This is a genomic window from Tunturiibacter gelidiferens (genome assembly GCF_013410115.1).
GTDB classification, from domain to species: domain Bacteria; phylum Acidobacteriota; class Terriglobia; order Terriglobales; family Acidobacteriaceae; genus Edaphobacter; species Edaphobacter gelidiferens.
The window spans coordinates 1,422,257-1,445,592 of the sequence record NZ_JACCCV010000001.1; the positions used below are offsets into that span (position 1 = coordinate 1,422,257).

Here is a 23,336-nt window from a genome sequence, read left to right on the forward strand (position 1 = left end):
GGATCATTATAACGGTTGCCCGTCATGGGAGAATAGGGAGTGATGTTCAATCCCCATGCCGTCAGTCTCGCGGGGTTGGAGCACTCGGCGTACGTGCAGTTTTCTGTTCTCGCGCTCAGCTCCATCTTCTTTCTCGTCGACCCGTTCGCAGCTCTGCCCACCTTTCTCGCGGTGACGGCGGGTGCGGATGCGCCGCGTCGACGAAAGATGGCCTGGAAGGCGTCGGTCACGGCGCTGGTGGTGCTCAGCGCCTTCGCTGTCGCTGGGCAGTACATCTTCAAGATGTTCGGCATCACCCTTCCGGCATTCGAGATCGCCGGCGGCATCATCCTCCTGCTCATCGGTCTGGACATGCTCGAGGCGAAACGCTCGCCTACGCAGGAGTCAACCGAGGAGACCACAGAAGCCGCTCAGAAAGAAGATGCCGGCATCGTTCCTCTCGGAATTCCGATGCTGGCTGGTCCTGGCTCCATCACCAGCGTGATGGTGCTGGTGGGCCAGGCGCAGACGCGCTGGCAGATGGTCGCGATTCTGGTGTCGATCTTCATCACGGCCGCCATCTGCTACCTCGTCCTCGGCAACTCCGACCGCGTCGCCCGCGGTCTGGGAGAGACCGGCGTCAGAATCCTCGTCCGCATCATGGGCCTGCTGCTGGTTGCCCTTGCGGTGCAATACTTTGTGAACGGCATGGTCGATCTGGGCGTTATCAACAAACCGTAAGCGATTTTTGAGCTGTCTCTAAAGGCCGTTTGCGCATATGCTGACCATAACCGTCGGGTAACTTTTCGGCAACTTTGACCTCTAACCGGGCATCACATCTCCGTCCTCGATCTCATGAAGCGAGAAGAATATGTCCCAGACCGTAGAAGCAAACGCCGCAGCAACATCACTCCTCGCTCGATACAAAGCCGTTCGCCAGGCGAGCAAGAATCTTTGTCGTCCCTTATCCCCTGAGGACATGATGGTTCAGTCCTCTCCCGAAGCCAGTCCGGTCAAGTGGCATCTCGCCCACACCAGCTGGTTCTTCGAGACCTTCGTTCTACGCGAATTCGCCGCCGGCTACCAGCCTTATCATCCCGACTTCCACTGGCTCTTCAACAGCTACTACAACTCGCTCGGCGAGATGCCGGAGAAAAAACTCCGCGCCTCTTTCTCCCGCCCTCCCCTCGAATCGATCCTCGCCTACCGCACCCACGTCGACGCCGCAATGACTGCCCTCATGCAGCATCCGCTCGAAGACGAGGCCGCCCGCCGCATCGCCCTCGGCCTCGAGCACGAGCAACAGCATCAGGAGCTCATCGCCACCGACATCAAGCACGCTCTCTTCACCAACCCGCTGCATCCTCCCTACATCGACGGACCCGCCAAGCAGAAACTCGACACTATCGCACCGCCTCTCGATTGGATCGACTTCGCCGGCGGCATCACCGAGATCGGCTTTAAACTCGACTCCGCCGATCCTATTCAATCGGTCTCCTTCTTCGCCTTCGACAACGAGACTCCGCGTCACCCCGTCTATCTCGCGCCCTACCGCCTCGCCACACGGCTGGTCACCTGCGCTGAGTATCTCGCCTTCATCGACCAGAACGGCTACAACCGCCCCGAGCTCTGGCTCTCCGAGGGCTGGACCACCAACCGAGCCGAAGGCTGGCAGGCGCCCCTCTACTGGCGTCGCGACGAAGAGACGAACTCCGGCTGGTCCATCTACACGATGAACGGCTTTCGCTCGCTCGACGACCTCAGCGAGACCCCCGTCTGCCACCTCAGCTTCTTCGAGGCCGACGCCTACGCCCGCTGGGCCGGGCACCGTCTCCCCACCGAGTTCGAGTGGGAGCACGCCGCCAGCCAGCTCGGTCTTCTGCGCAAAGAGGTCAACTCACAACCCGCGCTCCTCACCTATCAGCCCGACCCCGCGCAGAAGCTCACCGCCATCCCAGCCATTCAAGCGAACCTCTTCGAGACCGGCAACCTCCACCCAACACCGGCTTCGGCAGTCTCCGGCCTCCAGCAGATCTTCGGCGACGTCTGGGAGTGGACTGCCAGCGGCTACACCGGCTATCCCGGATACAAGCCGCTGCCAGGCGCACTCGGCGAGTACAACGGCAAGTTCATGTCGTCTCAGGTCATTCTTCGCGGAGGCTCCTGCGTTACGCCGGCGACCCATATCCGCGCCACCTATAGAAACTTCTTCTCGCCCTCCACGCGCTGGCAGTTCTCCGGCCTCCGCCTCGCCCAGGACGTCTCGAAATAACCTGAACACCCGCGCGCGAATAAGAGCCTCCCGCGAGCCACACCACGCGAGGCTTCTCCATTGAAAGCTCACCCACCGAGCTACTCCTCAAGTGAGCCGATTCGAGCCCGCAACTCGCCCATACCAGAGTCCCGAATCCTTCACGATCCGCCTCTGATCGCGGAAGTCGACATAAGTCAACCCGTATCGCTGCGTGAATCCGTCTGCCCACTCGAAGTTATCGACCAGACTCCACGCGTGATACGCACGAACCTTCGCTCCATCCGCAATTGCCCGCGCCAACTCGGCCAGAATCTCCCGATGAAACGCAATCCGCCGCGCATCAGGAACCCGCCCACTGGCATCAGGCCCATCCAGATAGCAGCAGCCATTCTCGCTGATCTCGATAATCGGGTGGTTGAACTCCCGCGAGATCTGCGTCACCAGGTCATAGATGCCACGCGGCCAGATCTCCAGCCCAGCTTCCGTCAACGGCCCCTCGGTCGGCATCTCCACATGCATCTGCGTCAGCGGATCACGTGCTGCCCCTCCTCCCTCACCCTCGGTCTCCGTGCCGAAGTGTCCCCCAACCCCCGCACTCCCGCTAGCATTCGATACGACTCGCCGGGTGTAGTAGTGGAACCCAACCCAATCCAGCGGAACCTTCATGATCTTCTCATCGCCCGCTTTGAATCCCATCGCCTCATACGGCGTCGCGCCAACAAACGCCTTGGGATACTCCCCATGCATCGCGGGATTTAAAAAGTAGAGGTTGTTCATCGCGTGATACCGCGCCGTAGCTGCTCGATCCGCCTCGCTGTCCGTCTTCGGATACGCCGGGGCCATGCCATAAGCGCTGCCCACCGTAGCCTTCGCCGCCGCCGCCTTGATCGCGCGAAACGCCTCGCCCTGCGCTAGGTTCACCGTATGCGCAGCCTTGAGAAACTGATTGAAGTCCGACTTGCACGGAGGAAAGACACCGACTCCGTAGCCATAGTAGGTAAACGTCCACGGCATGTTGAAGGGAGCCCACGTCGTGATCCGGTCTCCCAGATGCTTCGCAAGAATCCCCGCGAAATCCGCATAGTACGACGCCAGATCGCGGTTCGGCCACCCTCCCCGGTCTTCAAGCGCCTGCGGCAGATCCCAGTGATAGATGGTGCAGAACGGGCGAATCCCGGCTTCCATCAACGTATCGACGAGCCGGCTGTAGTGGTCGATACCCTTCTGATTCACCGGTCCCGTTCCATTCGGCTGCACCCGTGACCACGACGTAGAAAACCGATAGCTCTTTTGATTGAGCCGCTTCAGAATCGCGATGTCGTCTTTGTAGAGGTGATATTGGTCGCAGGCAACGTCGGCCGTAGCCCCGCCCTTCACCTTTCCAACCGTGTGCGCGAAACGATCCCAGTTCGATTCGCCCTTCCCATCGACGTTCCACGCGCCCTCTACCTGGTAGGCCGCCGAAGCCATTCCCCACAAAAATCCATCCGGGAAGCGTGCACCTTCAATCTCAGATTCTGCTATGGACCCTGGAACACGATCCTGCAAGGTCGCTGAACTCGCCGCCAGCCCATGGCTCGGCAACAAGGCCGCGCTTCCAGCGGCAAAGGAACTCCTCAGAAAAGTACGACGATCCATCCCAGACCCTCATTTGAAAATGAAGCCCCGCAGTCGCCCCACCCGCAGGTCTCAAACTGATCTAGGATTATGTCAGCAATACAGGACTCTATCAATGCAGGATTCCATCAAGCCCGTCGTCATCCCACCCTCTGTTCCACCCTCTGAAGACGCGCCCCAGGAACTCCTGCCCGAAGACTTCTACTACGAAGGCCCATACCTCGTATTCACCGCCGCCTACCATCTCAAGCGCGGCTACTGTTGTAACTCAGATTGTCGTCACTGCCCTTACAAATAGGTCAATCCCGATTTAGTTGGGGATCTGCGGCAGCAGCGGAGGAACACCACCATTGCGCGCATCGGCAACCGCGGTCTTCTGATTCCGCAGAGCATTCGCGTTCCGCACCAGGCTTATCACACGCGGATCTTTGCGATACTTCGCCAGCACCTCATCCGAATTCATCGATCCCAACACGTCGAATCCACCCTCACTGGAAAGCGTTAGGTAGCGAAGCATATTCTCTTCGTCGCCGCGATGAGCATAGAGCCTCGCTATCTCGAAGCAGTAGTGCGCATGATCTGCCGGCGAAAGCATGTGAGCCTCTATTCCGCTCGCTCCGTGGTGTTGCATCATGTCCGGATCCAGTGTCAGCGCGATATCGAACTGTCGACGCGCCTTCTCGAAGTCCTTTTCTTCAAAGTAAGCTGTTCCAAGGTTGGAGTGATAGATCGCGGACTTCTTGTCCAGCTTGATCGCTTTGCTGTAGTCGGAGACAGCGTTCCCGTAGCGCCCTTCCACATATTCGGCCGCCCCAAGGTTGTTCCATCCCTGTGCGTTCTTCTTCTGCAGGTGAACCACTCGCAGAAAATAAGTCCGCGCAACCTCAATATGCCTCAGATCAAGCTCTGTGACCCCCATTCGAATCAACAGCTCCTGTTCCGGACCGCCGCGCTGCAGAGCATAGCCGTAATAAACCAGGGCATCTTCCGGAAAACGCCGCGCGCGCAGAACGTCGCCAGCTATCTCCAGTTTTTGCGGGCTCGCAGTCGCCGGATCAGGGAGATGCGGCTCGATCGCGAACCAGTCTGCGCTTTGATGTCGTAAATCGCGAGCCGCGTCGGGGGTAGCGGATGTCGAAAGCTTCTGCGACGTCAGGGGAGAGTTGGAAAGCACCAAACCGAGAACAGGGAGGAGAAGAGTCAAGCGAAGTTGCGGTCTCATACGAGGACCTCACTAATTCGCCATCATCATCGGCCTCGCATTTATCACTGTCAATAGCCACTTCGCTAGGGTTTCATAGGACCACCAGAGGTAACCGGCGCGCCGGCAGCGCCTGCAGGAGCCACAACCGGCGCGGCTCCCGGCTCTACCCTCATCGCCATCCGGGGAAAACTGAAGCTTCCACCGGCATCATCGATCACGTTCACCTGGCATACATAGGTCCCAGGTTTCAGTGGCGTTAGCGGCACATCGAACTGGAACGCCACGGCGCCCCGCTCGGGAATGTTGACCGCTTTGGCCTCAACTAGCGGCGTTTCATACACTTTCACGCCCCCAATCAGAAATTCGATGCTGGTCAGCACCCTTACCGGTCCGCCCTCCCTCCGCGTCAAACCCAGAGAACTCGCAGGTTCGGGCGAACCCTTCTCCTTCGCCGGGTCATACACCTCGTACAGAAAGTAGAGATGCTGATCCTGCCGGAACACATGAGGCACATTCGGAATCCACTCCACTCCGTCCCGTACCAAAGGGCTCGCGGCTTTTTTGGCGGCGTTAGGCACCCGCTGGCTCGACAGCACAATCGAGCTCAGCTTCAGCGGAATCTTCTTCAGATCCGGCACCTGCAGGTCGGTCTCGAAGCTTCCCATCGCTCCCGTCTGGTTCTCCCGCACCACAAACTTCAGGTGGTATCTTCCAGGAGCCAGCGTAAAGCCGGTCGAATACTGAATCTTCTTCTGCTGAACCTGCTGCGCAGCATCCAGCGCCAGCTTCACCGTATCGCGAACATTCCCGACGACGATCCCTTCAGCGTTCTTCACCTGACCAATAATGTCGATATTTGCCTTGTCCCGGTCGCCGTTCTTCACGCTATGGATCTGCGATCCCGGAATGATCAACGACACCGGAACAAAAAACTTGTTATCCCCCATCCGGAAGTACAACGCTTGCAGATAGACCGCAACATCGGTCGCCGGGAGATCGCTTCGCAGCTCCTCCATCAACGCTTGCTCCCGGTCTTCTGTCTTCTGGTGCTGAAAGTCTGCCGGAGCATAGTATCCGGGCCGGTAGTCGAGCTTCACATCGGTGCGATTCAGCTTCACCGTCAGGTGTCGGAAGCTTCCATCCCGCGCCGTATTGGTCGACCGGAAACCGACGATGTAGTAAGCCTCTGTGTCATGCTGCACCTGCTGAAATGCAGGCGCAAAATCATTCGAATCGAAGAACGCCTTTCCGCCCGTGTCGGAGGAGAGCGTAGCCAGTGTCTCCTGCGAGCCGAAGTTCGCATCCAGCTGGCTCTGCATCGCACCTCCGCTGTAGGCCGCAGTCCCTCGCAGGCTTCCGGTCGATGCATTTCCAACCGGCGGCAGAGCCTCCAGCCCGCGCGAGTCCACGCTGTAGATCGCCATGTTGGCCTTCACTGCCTCATTCGTAGCCGCCCGCATACTGGCCTGGTTTTCGATCCCCTGCCGCGTCAACCCACCGCTGAAGTACAACAGGCTCTTCCTCTGATCCACCCTCTCCAGACTCTTCGCAATCGTCCGGATCGCATACAGCTCGCGATCCGTATTCAGCGCGTTGTACTCGCTGTCGTCCGAGGTAAAGCTCGAAGCATCGTCCGCCGTCCCACCCGAGTTGCCTCCCTCGTTCCCATTCGCAAACCCAGTGCCCTCAGTCCCGTTGTACTTGCCGAGTCCACGCAATAGAGCTGCCTTATCCGACGTGAAGTCCTGATCCATACTCAACCCGGTAGCCATGCTCACCAGCGCCACCAGATCTGCCGGCTGCATCTTCTTATTCACATAATCCTGCGCCGACTCCACCGCTCGGTCGATGTCCTCCGGCTGCATGCTGCTCAGGTCGAAGAACATCACGATCAGTCGGTGATCCCGCAACGAAGCCGGATTTGCCGCAAACTCCCCATTCACCAGATCCGCAATCGTAGCCTTCCCAATCACGGTCGACTTCTCCCGCAACACCGCAGCCTCATCGACATTTTGATAGTCAAAACTCTCAATCTTCTGCGGCTTCCCATTCTCCAGAATCGTGAAGTCGCTCGCCTTCAACCCCTTCACCACCTCACCCGTCTTCTTATCCCGAACCACCACGTTGGTCAGCACAATATCGCTCTGCACCTTCAGCGTGAAGCCCCCCGACTGGTCCGGCTGCTGCGCCCACCCAGCCACTGGCGTCCCCGCAATCACGCCCACCAGCACCGCAGCCATCGCCCGTCGGCATTTCAAATCCACTGCCCGTCGCAAGCTCATCGCTAGTCGCAAACTCATCGCCCCGCTCCTCAAAACCGGTACCGCGCCAGCACCGTCAACCGCCGCATCGCCGCCGCTGAGGTCACCTGCCCAAACGTCTGCGAGTTCAACGTCGTATCAATCCCCGAGTACTGCACCGTGTTGAAGACATTATTCGCCGTCACCCTCGCCTCAAACGACCGCGTCTCCCCCAGCGCCACCGTACGCGACAGCGAAGCATCCACCGCCACGATCCCCGGCCCTTCGATCGACCCGCGCGACGCCGTTCCATATCCGTTCGCTGGAGCCGTAAACGCCGCCGTGTTGAACCAGTTCAGAATATTTCCCCTCCCCGGAATCGGCTCAGAGAACACCCTGTCCGGTCGCAGAGTATTGTTCGTCCCCGTAGCCGTCTCCGCCACCGTCGAAACATAGTGCGGCGTAAAGTAAGTCCCCGAAGCAAACGTAAAGTCGCCCGACAGAGAAAACCCGTCCAGCGCCCTCGACCAGAATCCCCCCTTCGTCAGGAAAGCCCGATTCGGCCCGAACGGCAGCTCCAGCACCCAGTTTCCCGTCACCTGGTGCCGCACATCGAACGAGCTGTTCCCCTCCTCCGCATTCAAGTCCTTATCGTTCTGCGCCGGCACCACCGTCGTCCCCCCAATCGACGAAGCATTATCGATCGAGTGCCCATAGTGATACGTCGCCTGCAGCGAAACTCCCTTCTGCAGCCGCTTCCTCACATTCACACTCAGCTGTTCGAACCGCGAAAACCCCAGCGAATCCTCATAGTTGAACGGCTGTGCCCCCGGATTCAGCACGCCAGTCGCAGTTCGGTTCGGCGCCCGCACAATATCGAGCTCTCCACCCTTCGCCCCGTTGTATCCAATATTCGCCACGATCCCCAGCGGAAACGTCCGCTGGATATCCAGGTTCCAAACCTGCACATGCCCCAGCCTGTAGTCCAAATTCGCCGCGTAGTTGTTCTGCACCGGCGTCGTCGAGCAGCCAAACCCATTCGCCAGCGTCAGCGTCCCCGGCGTGCATCCTGTCTGCCCCACCACATTCGTCTGCGTCAGCGCAAACGGCACCTGCGCCGACAGATTCCTCGCCAGCGTCGCATACTGTCCCGTGTTGAAGTTAATCCCATACCCCCCACGCACCACCGTATCCTTGAAGATCTTCAGCTTCGGCCGATACGCAAACCCCACCCGCGGCGAGTACATATTCCGATCCGGATTCACCAGCGACCGCACCGTCCCCGCCCCGCACGCCCCCGCAATCGCCACCGGACACACCGGCGTCACCACGGTGAAATCCGCGTTGTGATCCAGATTCACCAGCCGATTATCTTTCTCGACATAAGGCGAAAAATACTCATACCGCAGCCCATAGTTCAGCGTCAGATTCGCCAGCACCCGCCAATCATCCTGCGCATACCAGTCAAAAACATTCGCTCGCAGATACGTCTTCTGCGTCGCCGCCTGTATCGCCGACTGCTGCGGCAACCCCAGTAAAAAATCCGCCAGCCCATACCCGCTCGGCGACAACACCGGACACGTCACCGTCGACGAAGGCGTACACCCACTCGCCGGATTCTGAGTCGCGTACCCCGTAAACGTAAACGACCCCACCACATTCGTCCCGCCCACCGTATCCGCATGCACCCGACGAATATCAATTCCATACCGCATGTTGTGTTTCTTATATCTGTAACTCACAAAGTCCGAGAACGAGATCGTTTGATTCACCGCATCGCTCGGCAGCGCCTGCGTCAACCCGGTATAGTTCGAGATCCCCACACTCGGCAGTCCGTTATAGATCCCCGGCTCCCCGCCAATCACCGGCTTCGGAACACTGATGCCCGTCCCATCCAGCGGATTGACGCCATTCGTAAAGTAATTACGCGCCGTAGCGTGCGATCGATTCCAGTTGATCGAAGCATTGTTGGTCAGCTTCCCATATCCAATCGTGTAGCCCGCCGTCACGCCGTACCCGTCCGTCTCAGTCGTACCACCCAGCGGCAAAAAGATATTTCGATTATCCGCAGCTGTGTGCGAATAGCTCCCATTGAAGTTGATATTCTGCCGCAGCGTCGCCGGCCCGCTCCCCTGCTGTTGCCTGCGCTCTCCGCCAAAGCTGTTGTTCTGCCCAAAGTTCCTCACATACCGCAACGCTGCCGTAGTGGCGTTGTTCCCCGCAGTCGTAATCGTCTGGTAGTTGTACCCCTGTCGTCCCGTCGCCGAGATATTCGGTGCGGGAAAATAGTTCAGCAGCGCCGCAGCCTGCGAAGACACAGGCACCTGATTATTCAAAAATGGCTGCCCCGTCGCAGGGTTATACAGCGTCACCGGAGTCGTCACGCCGCCGACTGTGTTGGTAAGCCCCGAAAAATCTCCGCTCCGCTCGGCCAGCGTCGGCACCGTGCCGTACAGATTCGAAGGTGTCGTATTCCGCTGCCCCGTCAGGTTGAAGAAGACGAACTGCTTTGTACTCGCCTTCACCACTCCCGGAATAAACGGCGACCCGGTAAAGCTCACACCAAACCTGTTCGAGCTATAACTCGGCTTCACCACAGGCGCGCCCGTCAGCGAAAAGTTCGTCGCATCCAACGCACCGTTGCCACCTTGATAGAACACCGCTCCATGCGGCTGCGTAGGATTGAATCCTCGAAACCCTCCTCCCCCACCGCCTCCACCACGTCCCCCTCCACCACCTCCGCCCCGTCCCCCGAATCCTCCGCCCGGGCCGCCAAATCCTCCCCCACCCATCATTCCGCCCAGCATCCCCGCCACCGTATTTGCGATATCGCCAACCGCTCCACCCTGCCGTTGCGCCTGTGCAATCGCATCCTGCACCCGCTCCCGGATGTCGTCTTCGCTATATCCCGCAAGACCATTCGTCTGCCCCACAGCACCATTCACAGTGACCGAATCGCTGGCCGCCGCTTCGCCTCCGCCCAGCCCCGACAACGATGGAAGTTGAGCCCCAGCGTTTCCTCCGCCCGCCGTCGCATCCGCAGACCCCGACGCATCTCCCGTCACACTTAACGCCTGCAATCCACGCGCAACTCCCGCACTCGCTGCCGCCGTCTGCCGCTCCTCCTGCTGTTGCACCCGTGAAGCCAGCTGCAACCCAAACTCCGCCACCTGCGCCGGCTTGCCGCCATTCTGTCCGGCAGCGTTGATTAGTACCTCCTTCGTCTCCGTTGCAAACGCCGCCAGCTCCGCCCTCACTACGTAGCGCCCGTTGCGTGGAACCGTCATCGCAAACGCGCCATTCACGTCCGTCGTCGTCGCATACTTCTTCCCGGTCAGGGTGTTGCTTGCTGTCACAGCAACTCCTGGCAAGGGAACCGCTCCAGCCTTCACCGTCCCCGTAATCTTTCCGCCGCTCGCCTCAACCGCAGCAGGCGCCACCCCATTCTGGGTCACCGCCAGCGTAGCCGGTTGAGTCGGCGTCACAGTCTGCCCCCACGCACTCCCAACTAACACCACGCCCAACGCCATCGATCGAATCGATCCCTGCACCTTTACCTCGCCTCGCTCCATCGCCCGACAACTCATGGCTCGCACTACTGTGGAACCGCGCCGGTCTTCGCCGGAGCAGTAGCCCCCGTCGGAGCCGCAGCAGACCCGCTGCCATCAAGCTCGCGTCTTCGCCTTCGCGCCACCGACGCAGCATCAGACACCCCCAGCTCCGTCGGCACAAACAACCCATTCTTCAGCGCCCCTCGTCCCGCTACCGCATCTCCAACCTTCACATCCGCGAGCGTAATACTCTCCCCGGCTGCTCTATCTCCGGAGCCCGCTCCCGCACCGCTCCCTCTTCCACCCCCTGGCCCCAGCTCGGTCACTCCCGCACCGCTCGCAAGTATCCCCATCCCGCGGCCGCCGCGCTTGAACGAGGTCTGCTCATCCACCCCAATCACCTGGGTCACACCATCCGGACGCAACACCGTCAGCTTCAGCGCGTCCATATCGATCGCCGTCACCCTCCCAGTGATATAGACCTTACCCATACCCTCCCGTGCCTTCTTCACCTGTTCGGCGTCCATCACGCCGACAAACACGGCATGTACCGTCTTCGTCGCAGGGTCGAGCACGCCCATCGCCCCCACACCATCGCCCGCCTTGATATCTGCAACCTTCACCGGCTGCCGGTCCTTGCTCACTCGCGTATTTGCCGAGAAAACAACCTGGTACACCTCGCCCGCCTCGGTCTTCACCGTCAAATGGTCGGCGGTCGCGGTCGTCACAGTCCCGCGTACCATCTGCCCACCCGCAAAGACAGGGCCGTCCCCGGGGTCGTCATTCCCCTGCTGAGCGCGCACTGTCGACGGTAGAACTGCCGCAACCATCAGCAGCATCACCGTTCCACAGGGCCCAATCCGCCGCCGTCTCATCTCCCGCCACCGCCTCGCCTTTTATCTCGAGTCCAATGCTCATACAGACGATCTCCCAGCGCGAAAGACTCTAGGCGTCCGCAAAACATCCGGTACAACCGCCAAAGCTCAAGGGTTGTTTTCTTCCTGCGCAATAGCTGCACTACACTACCCAAATGCATGAGGTAGCCCACGCACCCCACACCCACGGCCCCCACATCGAAGGCCACTTCGAATCCTCCGAGGCCGTTCGCGATATCGTCATCGGCCTCTCCGACGGCCTCACTGTACCGTTCGCTCTCGCCGCCGGACTCTCCGGCGCAGTCGCCTCCTCGCACATCGTCGTCCTCGCCGGTCTTGCAGAAATAGCAGCTGGCTCCATCGCAATGGGCCTCGGCGGCTACCTCGCCGCCCGCGGAGATGCCGAACACTACGTCTCCGAACGCCTCCGCGAAGAACGAGAGATCGTCGAACGCACCCGCGACGAAGAAGAAGAGATCTACGAGATCTTCGAGCACTACGACGTCGATCGCGCCAGTGCGACACCAGTCCTCAATGCACTCAAAGAGAATCCCACCGCATGGGTCGACTTCATGATGCGCTTCGAACTGGGCCTCGAAGAGCCCGCCGCGAACCGTGCTCACCGCTCAGCACTCACAATCGCAATCTCCTACATCGCCGGTGGCTTCATCCCGCTTCTGCCTTACATGCTCGTGGCGGACAACTTCACCGCACTCAAACTCTCCGTCGTCATCACGCTCATCGCCCTCGCAGTCTTCGGAGCTCTGAAGGGGAAGCTGGTAGGCACCGGCTGGCTGCGCAGCGCCCTCCAGACCGTCCTCATCGGCGGAGCCGCAGCTGCGGTGGCCTACACGTTAGCGCGCCTTCTCAACGCTCATTCAACCACATAGAACACGTCATCTCGACCGAAGCAACGAACAGCTTCATCGTTCGTTGCGCAGTGAAGAGATCCCTGTATTTCGCTCTCAGCGCCACTTCGCAGCGCGGGCCTTCTCCTATTGACCTTGACCGCCAAACGTAAGTTCTCACCCTGTCAAGCCCCCGGAAACCATAAGTCCCATCCAGTCATCAACATCCACGTGGCGTATGAGTTATCACCAGATCGCTATAATGGAATTGGAAGGTAAGAAAACCCCGACAGTCATCGGGGCTTTTTTGCATTCACCGGTAACTGCTTTAGAAAGACGTATTTGCGTCTAACTCTTTTGGAATGAATATTTTGCAATTTCGTTTAAAGCGTAAGATATTGAAAATAAGTGGCTTATCGGAAAATACCCCCCAGGGGGTACCTCACCGGACGGTAGGCTCATGACGCCAACCAGCCTTCGAAGGGCTAGATCTAGTGAACGAGCAACGCAGACACCGCGACAATGATCCCGGCTGCCCCAAGTGAGAGCCCAAGAAGAAAATAGGCCCGTTTGCGGGTGAATAGGGTTATCGAGCATAAAACCACCGCAATCTGCAGTAACGCCTCTCCAAGATCATAACGAGAGGCCTTCGCCTCAGCCCGAGTCACCTCAGCTTCGAACTCACGAGCCTTATCCTGCTCCTCGGAGAGATCTTCCTTCCACTTCTCGATGTGAGCCTCATATTCCTTACGCTTTGCTTCAGTAGCAGTTGCGTTGACGGTAGGCTCCATCGCAAGAAGATCCAGCGTGACCGCCAGATTGTCCATGCGAATCTTCTTCGCCTGGTACTCATTCCACTGGTCGCCAGCGCGCGATTGCATAAGCACAGCCTCGGTGTGAGTGCGATGCCCAAGCACAGTGACCATCGCAACCAGCACCGCCAGGATCGAGATCCCAAGCGAGATGCTCTTCAACGACTCCCCGCCGGACTCTCCCGACTCCTTCATCTGATTGGCAAATTCCGAGACTTCATTGGCTTCCATAGTGGAACGATTCTAGACCGTGGACCCCCGCCCCGACGGTGATAAACAAATTTCTAGGAGCAATCGCAGTCAACACGCAAATAAATGAACATTTCTTACCCGCGTATTTACTGGACGAAAACAACTTTTCTACAGGAAACCGAGATTATTCACAGCCTTGCGCTTGCGCAGAGGCCTAGTCGCTGATAATCTCAGGAAGTCGCAAAGAGACATACGGCAAGAAACGAAGTGATAAGCATAAAGCTTGCACGGAGACGAAAAGCACGATACTCTAGGTGAGAAGTAAAGCAACACTGCTTCGCACCTTGGCTCTGGCAACACAAGAGCAAGTAACAAGGGAAGACGGAGCGCAGTCCAAGCGTTTGATATCGGTTTAGAGCCTAACGGCCTACCGGCAATCCAAACCCAAGCCACTGCAGTCGATTTGGAAATACCAGGAGCTAAGTGCTCTGCGTTCGTTTTCGAACGTCACGATGTTTTGATATTTTGTGCTGAGCGGATAATTGTCGAACTCCTATCTAGTATTCGAGCCGAATAAAGCTTGAAGAAATAAGAATAAGTGTTGACAAGCGAGATGAAGGTTGATAATCTCGAAAAGTTCGCTAAAACGTCACACGCTACTGAATGGCACCTCGCAGAGCCAAAACAAGGCCACAGAGAGAGCTAGAAGTAGGTAGCAAACACAGACGACAACAGCGCATCAAGTTCGAGGACACGAATATGGCTTATGCCGATTCAGTCCTTGATCCAAAGCTGCCCGCTTAGGTGGATGCAGTCCGGATCTTTGACAACATAGTTGAACGTGCCAGTCGTGAGATGATACGAAATTTGGTTTAGTCATTCTCACTAGTTATAAACCTCCGGGTGTTTTCGAGCACCGGGGGCGCTTGATCCGCACCGACCCCTGTCGATGTGCGGCAAGCAAACCAAGATTAAACGAGAGTTTGATCCTGGCTCAGAATCAACGCTGGCGGCGTGCCTAACACATGCAAGTCGCACGAGAAAGGGTAGTAATACCTGAGTAAAGTGGCGCACGGGTGAGTAACACGTGACTAATCTACCCTCGAGTGGGGAATAACTGAGAGAAATCTTAGCTAATACCGCATAACACTTACGAGTCAAAGCAGCAATGCGCTTGGGGAGGAGGTCGCGGCCGATTAGCTAGTTGGCGGGGTAATGGCCCACCAAGGCGATGATCGGTATCCGGCCTGAGAGGGCGCACGGACACACTGGAACTGAAACACGGTCCAGACTCCTACGGGAGGCAGCAGTGGGGAATTTTGCGCAATGGGGGAAACCCTGACGCAGCAACGCCGCGTGGAGGATGAAATATCTTGGTATGTAAACTCCTTTCGATGGGGAAGATTATGACGGTACCCATAGAAGAAGCCCCGGCTAACTTCGTGCCAGCAGCCGCGGTAATACGAGGGGGGCAAGCGTTGTTCGGATTTATTGGGCGTAAAGGGTGCGTAGGCGGTTTGGCAAGTCTTGTGTGAAATCTTCGGGCTCAACCCGAAGTCTGCACAAGAAACTGCCGGGCTTGAGTATGGGAGAGGTGAGTGGAATTTCCGGTGTAGCGGTGAAATGCGTAGATATCGGAAGGAACACCTGTGGCGAAAGCGGCTCACTGGACCATAACTGACGCTGATGCACGAAAGCTAGGGGAGCAAACAGGATTAGATACCCTGGTAGTCCTAGCCCTAAACGATGATTGCTTGGTGTGGCAGGTACCCAATCCTGCCGTGCCGAAGCTAACGCGATAAGCAATCCGCCTGGGGAGTACGGTCGCAAGGCTGAAACTCAAAGGAATTGACGGGGGCCCGCACAAGCGGTGGAGCATGTGGTTTAATTCGACGCAACGCGAAGAACCTTACCTGGGCTCGAAATGTAGTGGAATCCGGCAGAAACGTCGGCGTCTAGCAATAGACCGCTATATAGGTGCTGCATGGCTGTCGTCAGCTCGTGTCGTGAGATGTTGGGTTAAGTCCCGCAACGAGCGCAACCCTTATCTTCAGTTGCTACCATTTAGTTGAGCACTCTGACGAAACCGCCTCGGATAACGGGGAGGAAGGTGGGGATGACGTCAAGTCCTCATGGCCTTTATGTCCAGGGCTACACACGTGCTACAATGGCCGGTACAAACCGCTGCAAACCCGCGAGGGGGAGCTAATCGGAAAAAGCCGGCCTCAGTTCGGATTGGAGTCTGCAACTCGACTCCATGAAGCTGGAATCGCTAGTAATCGTGGATCAGCATGCCACGGTGAATACGTTCCCGGGCCTTGTACACACCGCCCGTCACATCACGAAAGTGGGTTGCACTAGAAGTCGGTGCGCTAACCGCAAGGGAGCAGCCGCCCAAGGTGTAATTCATGATTGGGGTGAAGTCGTAACAAGGTAGCCGTAGGAGAACCTGCGGCTGGATCACCTCCTTTCTAAAAGAGAACGCCTCGACACACTCTAGCGTCCTGCGATTGCAGGCAGCTTGGTTTTGCGACCAAGTTGAGCATAGAGTGACGTTGTCGAGAACCATCTTGATAGGCTTCGGCAAATCTCGATGAGCCTGAACTAGACCTTCTTTTTTTCGATATCTGTCAACACCGATGGTCAATAGCGGCGTAGCTGCTATGCACGTTCAACTGTGTCCTCGAAACCTTTCGAGAGAGCTCGATTCTTGATTCTTCGGAGTCAACAACAGAGCAGCCTGCGCATCAGGCTCCTTGCTGATAAGCTGGAGGCTGGTGCTGTAGAGTCGGGCCTGTAGCTCAGTTGGTTAGAGCGCACCCCTGATAAGGGTGAGGTCGGTAGTTCGAATCTACCCAGGCCCACCACCTTTATCCCGACGGTCAGGTAATCTGATCATCGTATTTGTGTAAATCACAAGGGGCTGTAGCTCAGTTGGGAGAGCACCTGCTTTGCAAGCAGGGGGTCAACGGTTCGATCCCGTTCAGCTCCACCATACTTCTCGATTGGCATATTCGATATCTAGTGCAAGCGAAGTCTGCTTGAGGTTGAGTCTCTGCGAGCCGGAGATTGAACCTTGAGCAGGAATGCTCAAGCCGCCCGAGGGCGCGAAGTGATGACGCAGCAATGCGAATCGCTCCATGATTTTTGACAACTGAATAGATTGGGTAAATATAACTACAAGGCTGAGCAGCTAGCTTTCAGGTTGTTTCTGATAGCGACGCTGTCGTCAGTATTGAGTGTCTTTAGAATAATTTTCGTGTTACCGACTGGATTCTCGTAAGTTGAGATGAAGGTTGTACGACACAGGCGTGGACTATATCAAACGTAGATAGCTCTAGTGTTGCAGAGGTTGTCACTCTGCTGCGTGCGAGTAAATTCTATGGTCAAGCTACTAAGGGCGCACGGTGGATGCCTTGGCAGAAACAGGCGATGAAGGACGCGGCAAGCTGCGATAAGCTTCGGGGAGCGGCACACACGCGTTGATCCGGAGATTTCCGAATGGGGAAACCCACCCAGGTAAAACCTGGGTATGTCCAACTGAATTCATAGGTTGGAACAGGCGAACGGAGGGAAGTGAACCATCTCAGTACCTCCAGGAGGAGAAAGAAACCTCGATTCCGATAGTAGTGGCGAGCGAAATCGGAACAGCCCAAACCCGTACTATTTAGGTAGTTCGGGGGTTGTAGGGCCTGCAAAAGTAGAGTTACCAATCTGGTTGCTAGTCGAATCTTCTGGAAAGGAGATCCAAAGAGGGTGACAGACCCGTAGACGAAAGCGATCCAGACTCGAAGCAGGTACCTGAGTAAGGCGGGGCACGAGAAACCCTGCTTGAATCCACGGGGACCATCCCGTAAGGCTAAATACTCGTTTCTGACCGATAGTGAACCAGTACCGTGAGGGAAAGGCGAAAAGCACCCCATTGAGGGGAGTGAAAAGTACCTGAAACCGTGTGCCTACAAGCAGTGGGAGGACTATGCCCGTAAGGGAATGTCTGACCGCGTGCCTATTGCATAATGAGCCGGCTAGTTATTCTTGTCAGCAAGGTTAAGCGTGAGCGAGCCGCAGCGAAAGCGAGTCTGAATAGGGCGATAAGTTGGCAGGAATAGACGCGAAGCGGGATGATCTACCCTTGGCCAGGTTGAAGGTGAGGTAACACTCACTGGAGGACCGAACCGGTGTTTGTTGAAAAAAGCTCGGATGAGCTGAGGGTAGGGGTGAAAGGCTAATCAAATTCCGTTATAGCTCGTTCTCTCCGAAATAGCTTTAGGGCTAGCCTCGGGTGATTTGGATCGGTGGTAGAGACATGGATAGACTAGGGGGCTTTCCGGCTTACTGAATCTAATCAAACTTCGAATGCCGATCACAACCAGCCCGGGAGTCAGACTGTGGGGGCTAAGCTTCACAGTCGAGAGGAAAACAGTCCAGACCGCCTGCTAAGGTCCCAAAATTACAGTTAAGTGGGAAAGGAAGTCGGAACGCTCAGACAGCCAGGAGGTTGGCTTAGAAGCAGCCATCCTTTAAAGAAAGCGTAATAGCTCACTGGTCAAGCGGTCCGGTGCCGACAATACAACGGGGCTAAAACTGTATACCGAAGCAGCGGATGCACACCATTAGGTGTGCGTGGTAGGAGAGCATTCTGTCGTGGATGAAGCGCAACTGGGAAGATGCGTGGACGTTACAGAAGAGACCCTGCCGGCATAAGTAGCGATAATGAAGGTGAGAACCCTTCACGCCGAAAGTCTAAGGTTTCCTGAGGAAGGTTAATCCGCTCAGGGTTAGGCGGTCCCTAAGCTGAGGCCGAAAGGCGTAAGCGATGGAAATCCGGTTAATATTCCGGACCTCCCAGTTTTTCGTTATCACGATGGGGTGACGCAGAAGGATAAGCAGGGCCTCCTATGGCTATGGGGCTCGATACGCGTAAGCTGGTTTCTCTAGGCAAATCCGGAGAGACTTAACAGTGAGGCGTAAAGCAGTAAGCCGAATGGCTGAAAGCTGCTGATTTCATGCTGCCAAGAAAAACCTCTAAGGAGAGAGATTGGGAACCGTACCACAAACCGACACAGGTAGACGAGGAGAATATCCAAAGGCGCTCGAGTGAAAGCTTGTTAAGGAACTCGGCAAATTAGACCCGTAACTTCGGGAGAAGGGTCGCCCTTCAGGGTGCAAGCCCAGAGGGGCCGCAGTGAAACGCGAACGGCGACTGTTTAACAAAAACACAGGTCTCTGCAAAGTCAAAAACGACGTATAGGGGCTGACTCCTGCCCGGTGCCGGAAGGTTAAAGGGAGAGGTTAGGGCGCAAGCTCGAAGCTTTGAACTGAAGCCCCGGTGAACGGCGGCCGTAACTATAACGGTCCTAAGGTAGCGAAATTCCTTGTCGGGTAAGTTCCGACCTGCACGAATGGAGTAACGATCGTTCGACTGTCTTAACGAGTTGCTCGGCGAACTTGTAGTACCGGTGAAGATGCCGGTTACCCGCAGCTAGACGAAAAGACCCCGTGCACCTTTACTATACTTTTACTATGAGTTACGGCCACTGCTGCGCAGGATAGGTGGGAGGCTTTGATACCGGACTTTTGGGTTCGGTGGAGCCAACGGTGAGATACCACCCTGCGGTTGTTGTGATTCTAACCTGCTCCCGTAATCCGGGAGAGGGACATAGTAAGACGGGTAGTTTGACTGGGGCGGTCGCCTCCTAAATTGTAACGGAGGCGCGCGAAGCTACACTCAGGTCGTTTGGAAATCGACCGTCGAGTGCAAAGGCATAAGTGTGGTTAACTGCGAGACCTACAAGTCGAGCAGATGCGAAAGCAGGCCTTAGTGATCCGGTGGTTCTGTATGGAAGGGCCATCGCTCAACGGATAAAAGGTACGCCGGGGATAACAGGCTGATCGAAGCCAAGAGTTCATATCGACGCTTCGGTTTGGCACCTCGATGTCGGCTCATCACATCCTGGAGCTGTAGAAGGTTCCAAGGGTTCGGCTGTTCGCCGATTAAAGTGGTACGTGAGCTGGGTTCAGAACGTCGCGAGACAGTTCGGTCTCTATCTGCTGTGGGCGTAGGAGATTTGAAGAGGGCTGTCCTTAGTACGAGAGGACCGGGATGGACGAACCTCTTGTGTTCCAGTTGTCCTGCCAAGGGCACGGCTGGGTAGCGAAGTTCGGTTGTGATAACCGCTGAATGCATATAAGCGGGAAGCACGCTCTAAGATGAGATCTCCCAACCCAAAAGGGAAATGAAGGGCCCTAGAAGACCACTAGGTTGATAGGCTGGAGGTTGAAGTGCAGTAATGCATGTAGCTTACCAGTACTAATCGCCCGTTCGGCTTGTCCATAGAATTTACTCTGCGCAGTGAGAAAGTCCACTGTTCTGGAGTCATTCAATACAAGCTTTGTAGTTATATCTTTTGGAAAATACGCAGTAAATGCAACAAACGTCTAATCCCAATCTATTCAGTTGTGGAAGATCGCGAGAGCGAGATTTCTAAAGTTTGCCGGTGAGTTTACCGCGAGGGTCACACCCGTTCCCATCCCGAACACGGAAGTTAAGCCTCGTTGGGCCGATGGTACTGCACGCGTAAGTGTGTGGGAGATTAGGTGATCGCCGGCATAATACAGAGCCCCATCCTTTCGAGGATGGGGCTTTTTTATTGACCGGGTCGTTCCTTTTAGGACGTCTCCCACGCTTCCGCGGGCTGGAAAAGTCAAGAGCGGAGGACTGACCACTTGCCTGTGGATAAAACAGGTCTTCGGGGTTTGTGGTGAGTTGTGGTTGATTTTTGGTTTTGGCGGGTTCCATTTGGGCATTTGGGCTTGATTCTTTTGGCTTTCTGGGACGAAGACGACAATTTCTGTGCAGTAAAACGTGGTCATTAGCGTGGTGTTTTGCTGGTGAATGAGTGCATTTCTATGGTCACCTGTGGTCTTTCCGCTCGTACAACCGGGGGGTGCGAGCGCTCTGAAGGTGGTTTGCGGCGACTGTTCTGGATGGTCTATACGATTTTGATGACTGGTGTCATTTGATGACCGGTGAGATCGATGAGGGATGCGATCGTCGATTGGGAGTCAAGGAGACTCGTCGAAGGTGTCCCAACTTCGGAGGGTATGTTCGTAGACTTCCATGTTGACGCGCTTGCCTCGAAACTTTACGCCTTCTATGCTGAGACGAAGGCGTTGCTCTGCGGCAGCATCGCCTTTCAGTTTGATCTCGCCGCCTGCCCCTACTATTCGTTGCCAGGGGAGTCCGTGAAGCGGAGCGCTGCGTAATAGCTTTGCAACTGCCCGGTGGTACAGCGGATAGCCGGCTGCCGCAGCGACCTTGCCATAAGTCGAGACCTTCCCTTTGGGAACGGAGCGGATGATGCGCCGAAAGGCAGCGTCGCGTGGCTCATTTTTGCGGAGCGCATCTTTCAGAATGCGTCGCTTGAGATTTTGCGGAGCGATCTGGGGTCGCATGAGCTGAACCTTATCAGAACGTGATTGCCACAACTCAAATGAGTTTGTGTCTTATTTGATGTTGGTTAGTTGGGCCGGTGTGTATTCGAGCTTTGGATACCAATCGGTTCCGCGGCCTTCGGGTGCGAGGTCTAGGAATGTCCAGAGCAGGTCGATCTCCGGGGCGCCCCGGGGATCCTGGCCTGGATCGGCCATCTCGCCACTGATCTCGCCGCCCCAGAAGTGGCGGATGGTACCGTCGCGGCGGGTAAAGACGTTCAAGCCTGGGACGTCGCCGTCGTCGGCACTGACGTAGGCGCGGGTGTAGTCGCCTTTGCTGTCGGAGTAGAGTTGCAGGTTTTGCCAGCCTCGTTCTTTGCTGAATTCGAGAAGCCGCTGGATGGGTGAGCGTGCGAAGACCGCCAGGGAGACGCGTTCGCGGAGATTCCTTGCGGTTCCGTCCCACGCGGAGAGAAAAGAGGTGCATACCGGACATGCGCGTTGGCGTTCTGGGCCGAACATCATGCTGTAGATGATGAGGGTTTGCTTGTCGCCGAAGAGCTCCGACAGATGTACCGTGCCTTTTTCGCCTTCTAGGGTGTAGTCCTGTTCGAGGGTGCCACCGGGAGGCAATGCACGGCGCAGCTCTGCGACTCGCTCGATGTGACGCCTGAGTTCGATCTCTTCGGCGAGGAGGGCGTTGCGCGCCTTCCGGTACTCGGGGCTTTCATTGGGGAAGTGCGATTTGTTCTTTGCTGCGAGTTCGGTTGCTGGGATGAGAGTGCCACTGGTTGCCATTCAGTTCTCCTTTGAGGCGGAGCCGAGATATGGACTTGCGGGGGGCCGGGGTGAGGTGCTCGACCTCAACAGCATATCGACAATGGATGCAGACAGAGCCATTGGTTGGCTAGATGTACTGGATGTCGTGAGGGTGAAGGGTTCCGAGCCTCGCTCGAATGCCCACCTTAGCGCAATGAGGCAGTGCGAAGGTCGGGTCCCCAAAGTTGTGATTCGTTTGACGTGCCCTGCCTTCCTAGATATGGGCCACGCGCCTTCAAAATCAAGATCTGTTGTACGTTATAAACTTTCAAACTATGGCCCCACGTCGATACTCACGTTACATCATCTTGGGATTCTCGCTCGGCACTTGGTTTGAACACCAAAAAGATATTCCGCCGTACATTTTGTGTTCGACGGGAATCAAGAATTCCCGAATCGTGAGCCTCAGACTATCTGACCTTCGTAGTCGCCACGTTGGCCAATGGAGACTGTGTATAGAAGTTGAGCAAAACAATCTTACGTCAGCGAGACGAGTACTAAGCGACTTCGAAGGTCTATTCACCCAATTAAATCATGGCCGTATTGAAGATCTTTCTTTGCAATTGCTTCCCGCAGAAGTTGTTCGTGACCGCGAGATACTTGGCGCTGATCTTGTTCAAGCGGTAAAGATTCGAGCTCGCCGAGATGGTGATTTCTTCTTGGAGAGAACTTTTGAATCCCAGCTTTGGAGTTTTTATATGGTGCCCGACATTCTTGTCGCCTTTTTGTTCTTCCAGCTTCCAATATTGTTGCAGTCTGACTGGCTATTTGCAGCCTGTAGTTTTTTTCAGTCCGCCTGTCACGATTATGCTTTCACTGGCGACGGGAATAAGCGACATTTTGCGACAGAGAAGCATGCCTGTGAAGCATGAGCGTGATCGAGTGCAACTGGAAAACGTCATACTCAGTTCCTTTAGAACAGTCGAAGCGGTTGTTGGTGAGCCAGGAAAGGAACATCGGTTTAGAGCAATTCTTATGTCGCGGGGGCTTGATTTCAACGAACTAGTAGGTTTTCCGGGCACACGCCGGAAGAGACTCGGCGACGCTATTTACGCCCTGCAAAGTCTACGAGATGCTACCTCCGCCCACGGTGTTCGTCGTCGCTCCCACCCGGTTAGTTGGTTAGAGGCTATGCAGGCTCAACATCTTGCCGAGTCAGTATTCCACACTGCACTTTGGCAAGAGTGCTGTCGAGTTGGACGCTTAGGAGGTGGCGACGAAGAGCTGAGATATCTCTTACGGCTTATGTACCCATTCCGAAAGTCGGACGATTGGACCGAGAGGTCTTTTGAAACGCTGGGCAACTTATCACCAATTCAAGCAAGCCGACAACCCGGTGGCCTCAAGATGCTCGAAAATCTTCCGATGGGACTCTGATCGTCTGGTCTTCAGAAGGCGCTGCGGCATGACAGCGAAAGACAGAGACAAAATGCGGGGGGTCTCTCCACTACGCTGCAGACGATGAGTCTGTCTGTAGCTCCGGTCGAGATGACGTGTGGGTAGGAGATGTC

At 56.3% G+C, this 23,336-nt stretch carries 13 protein-coding genes, 2 tRNA genes and 3 rRNA genes; 10 read left to right on the plus strand and 8 right to left on the minus strand.

From position 1 onward, the window contains the following. The first annotated feature begins 42 nt into the window (after positions 1-42). Together HDF12_RS05915 and egtB are read left to right on the plus strand one after the other, a co-directional pair. Entirely contained in the window at positions 43-720 is a 678-nt protein-coding gene (locus tag HDF12_RS05915; RefSeq protein WP_179581654.1) for a MarC family protein, read from the plus strand. A 130-nt stretch (positions 721-850) separates the two neighbouring features. Beyond that, positions 851-2,251, plus strand: coding sequence for an ergothioneine biosynthesis protein EgtB (gene egtB, locus HDF12_RS05920; protein WP_179581655.1), 1,401 nt, complete (start codon positions 851-853; stop codon positions 2,249-2,251). Positions 2,252-2,338: 87 nt separating this feature from the next. On the opposite strand, the gene HDF12_RS05925 is transcribed toward egtB, so the two are convergent. Continuing rightward, positions 2,339-3,871 carry a glycoside hydrolase family 1 protein gene (locus tag HDF12_RS05925; RefSeq protein WP_179581656.1) on the minus strand — a complete coding sequence of 511 codons (1,533 nt, stop codon included), beginning with the start codon at positions 3,869-3,871 and terminating at the stop codon, positions 2,339-2,341. A gap of 94 nt (positions 3,872-3,965) precedes the next feature. Between HDF12_RS05925 and HDF12_RS05930 the strand changes: the two genes are divergently transcribed. Further along, positions 3,966-4,148 (plus strand): DUF5522 domain-containing protein, encoded by a 183-nt coding sequence (locus HDF12_RS05930; protein ID WP_179581657.1) that lies wholly within the window; start codon positions 3,966-3,968, stop codon positions 4,146-4,148. A gap of 12 nt (positions 4,149-4,160) precedes the next feature. Here HDF12_RS05930 and HDF12_RS05935 read toward each other — a convergent pair whose 3' ends face one another. The 4 genes from HDF12_RS05935 to HDF12_RS05950 all read right to left on the minus strand — a co-directional run bounded on the left by HDF12_RS05935 (position 4,161) and on the right by HDF12_RS05950 (position 11,720). Beyond that, on the minus strand, positions 4,161-5,072 hold the full coding sequence (locus HDF12_RS05935; protein WP_179581658.1) for a tetratricopeptide repeat protein: 912 nt from the start codon (positions 5,070-5,072) through the stop codon (positions 4,161-4,163). Positions 5,073-5,137: 65 nt separating this feature from the next. After that, the gene (locus HDF12_RS05940; protein ID WP_257025373.1) at positions 5,138-7,354 is read right to left on the minus strand and encodes a VWA domain-containing protein; all 2,217 of its coding nucleotides are present in this window, start codon (positions 7,352-7,354) and stop codon (positions 5,138-5,140) included. A gap of 11 nt (positions 7,355-7,365) precedes the next feature. Further along, entirely contained in the window at positions 7,366-10,881 is a 3,516-nt protein-coding gene (locus HDF12_RS05945; protein WP_257025374.1) for a TonB-dependent receptor, read from the minus strand. Positions 10,882-10,889: 8 nt separating this feature from the next. Beyond that, entirely contained in the window at positions 10,890-11,720 is an 831-nt protein-coding gene (locus HDF12_RS05950; RefSeq protein WP_179581659.1) for a hypothetical protein, read from the minus strand. Positions 11,721-11,875: 155 nt separating this feature from the next. On the opposite strand from HDF12_RS05950, the gene HDF12_RS05955 reads away from it, so the two are divergent. Next, positions 11,876-12,610 carry a VIT1/CCC1 transporter family protein gene (locus tag HDF12_RS05955; protein ID WP_179581660.1) on the plus strand — a complete coding sequence of 245 codons (735 nt, stop codon included), beginning with the start codon at positions 11,876-11,878 and terminating at the stop codon, positions 12,608-12,610. Positions 12,611-13,059: 449 nt separating this feature from the next. Here HDF12_RS05955 and HDF12_RS05960 read toward each other — a convergent pair whose 3' ends face one another. Continuing rightward, on the minus strand, positions 13,060-13,611 hold the full coding sequence (locus tag HDF12_RS05960; RefSeq protein ID WP_179581661.1) for a DUF4337 domain-containing protein: 552 nt from the start codon (positions 13,609-13,611) through the stop codon (positions 13,060-13,062). Positions 13,612-14,543: 932 nt separating this feature from the next. Here HDF12_RS05960 and HDF12_RS05965 point away from each other — a divergent pair. The 5 genes from HDF12_RS05965 to rrf all read left to right on the plus strand — a co-directional run bounded on the left by HDF12_RS05965 (position 14,544) and on the right by rrf (position 20,182). Continuing rightward, positions 14,544-16,043, plus strand: a 16S ribosomal RNA gene (locus HDF12_RS05965). Positions 16,044-16,362: 319 nt separating this feature from the next. Next, positions 16,363-16,439, plus strand: a tRNA-Ile gene (locus tag HDF12_RS05970). 52 nt (positions 16,440-16,491) lie between these two features. After that, positions 16,492-16,567: transfer RNA gene (locus HDF12_RS05975), tRNA-Ala, on the plus strand. A 389-nt stretch (positions 16,568-16,956) separates the two neighbouring features. Next, positions 16,957-19,907, plus strand: a 23S ribosomal RNA gene (locus HDF12_RS05980). 158 nt (positions 19,908-20,065) lie between these two features. Continuing rightward, positions 20,066-20,182, plus strand: a 5S ribosomal RNA gene (rrf, locus tag HDF12_RS05985). The 16S, 23S and 5S rRNA genes sit together here with 2 tRNA genes alongside, the layout of an rRNA operon. Before the next feature lie 455 nt (positions 20,183-20,637). Here rrf and HDF12_RS05990 read toward each other — a convergent pair. Together HDF12_RS05990 and HDF12_RS05995 are read right to left on the minus strand one after the other, a co-directional pair. After that, positions 20,638-21,027, minus strand: coding sequence for an MGMT family protein (locus HDF12_RS05990; protein WP_179581662.1), 390 nt, complete (start codon positions 21,025-21,027; stop codon positions 20,638-20,640). A gap of 51 nt (positions 21,028-21,078) precedes the next feature. Then, on the minus strand, positions 21,079-21,804 hold the full coding sequence (locus HDF12_RS05995; protein WP_179581663.1) for a DUF899 family protein: 726 nt from the start codon (positions 21,802-21,804) through the stop codon (positions 21,079-21,081). A gap of 578 nt (positions 21,805-22,382) precedes the next feature. Between HDF12_RS05995 and HDF12_RS06000 the strand changes: the two genes are divergently transcribed. Continuing rightward, a complete protein-coding gene (locus HDF12_RS06000; protein WP_179581664.1) occupies positions 22,383-22,697 on the plus strand; it encodes a hypothetical protein in 315 nt (104 codons plus the stop codon). The last annotated feature ends 639 nt before the right edge of the window (positions 22,698-23,336 follow it).

Coding starts and splice junctions, on each gene's coding strand:
- HDF12_RS05955 (WP_179581660.1), top strand. CDS start 11,876: ATGCATGAGGTAGCCCACGCACCCCACACCCACGGCCCCCACATCGAA.
- HDF12_RS05950 (WP_179581659.1), bottom strand. CDS start 11,720: ATGAGACGGCGGCGGATTGGGCCCTGTGGAACGGTGATGCTGCTGATG.
- HDF12_RS05935 (WP_179581658.1), bottom strand. CDS start 5,072: ATGAGACCGCAACTTCGCTTGACTCTTCTCCTCCCTGTTCTCGGTTTG.
- HDF12_RS05930 (WP_179581657.1), top strand. CDS start 3,966: ATGCAGGATTCCATCAAGCCCGTCGTCATCCCACCCTCTGTTCCACCC.
- egtB (WP_179581655.1), top strand. CDS start 851: ATGTCCCAGACCGTAGAAGCAAACGCCGCAGCAACATCACTCCTCGCT.
- HDF12_RS05915 (WP_179581654.1), top strand. CDS start 43: ATGTTCAATCCCCATGCCGTCAGTCTCGCGGGGTTGGAGCACTCGGCG.
- HDF12_RS05990 (WP_179581662.1), bottom strand. CDS start 21,027: ATGCGACCCCAGATCGCTCCGCAAAATCTCAAGCGACGCATTCTGAAA.
- HDF12_RS05925 (WP_179581656.1), bottom strand. CDS start 3,871: ATGGATCGTCGTACTTTTCTGAGGAGTTCCTTTGCCGCTGGAAGCGCG.
- HDF12_RS05995 (WP_179581663.1), bottom strand. CDS start 21,804: ATGGCAACCAGTGGCACTCTCATCCCAGCAACCGAACTCGCAGCAAAG.
- HDF12_RS05960 (WP_179581661.1), bottom strand. CDS start 13,611: ATGGAAGCCAATGAAGTCTCGGAATTTGCCAATCAGATGAAGGAGTCG.
- HDF12_RS05945 (WP_257025374.1), bottom strand. CDS start 10,881: ATGAGTTGTCGGGCGATGGAGCGAGGCGAGGTAAAGGTGCAGGGATCG.
- HDF12_RS05940 (WP_257025373.1), bottom strand. CDS start 7,354: ATGAGTTTGCGACTAGCGATGAGCTTGCGACGGGCAGTGGATTTGAAA.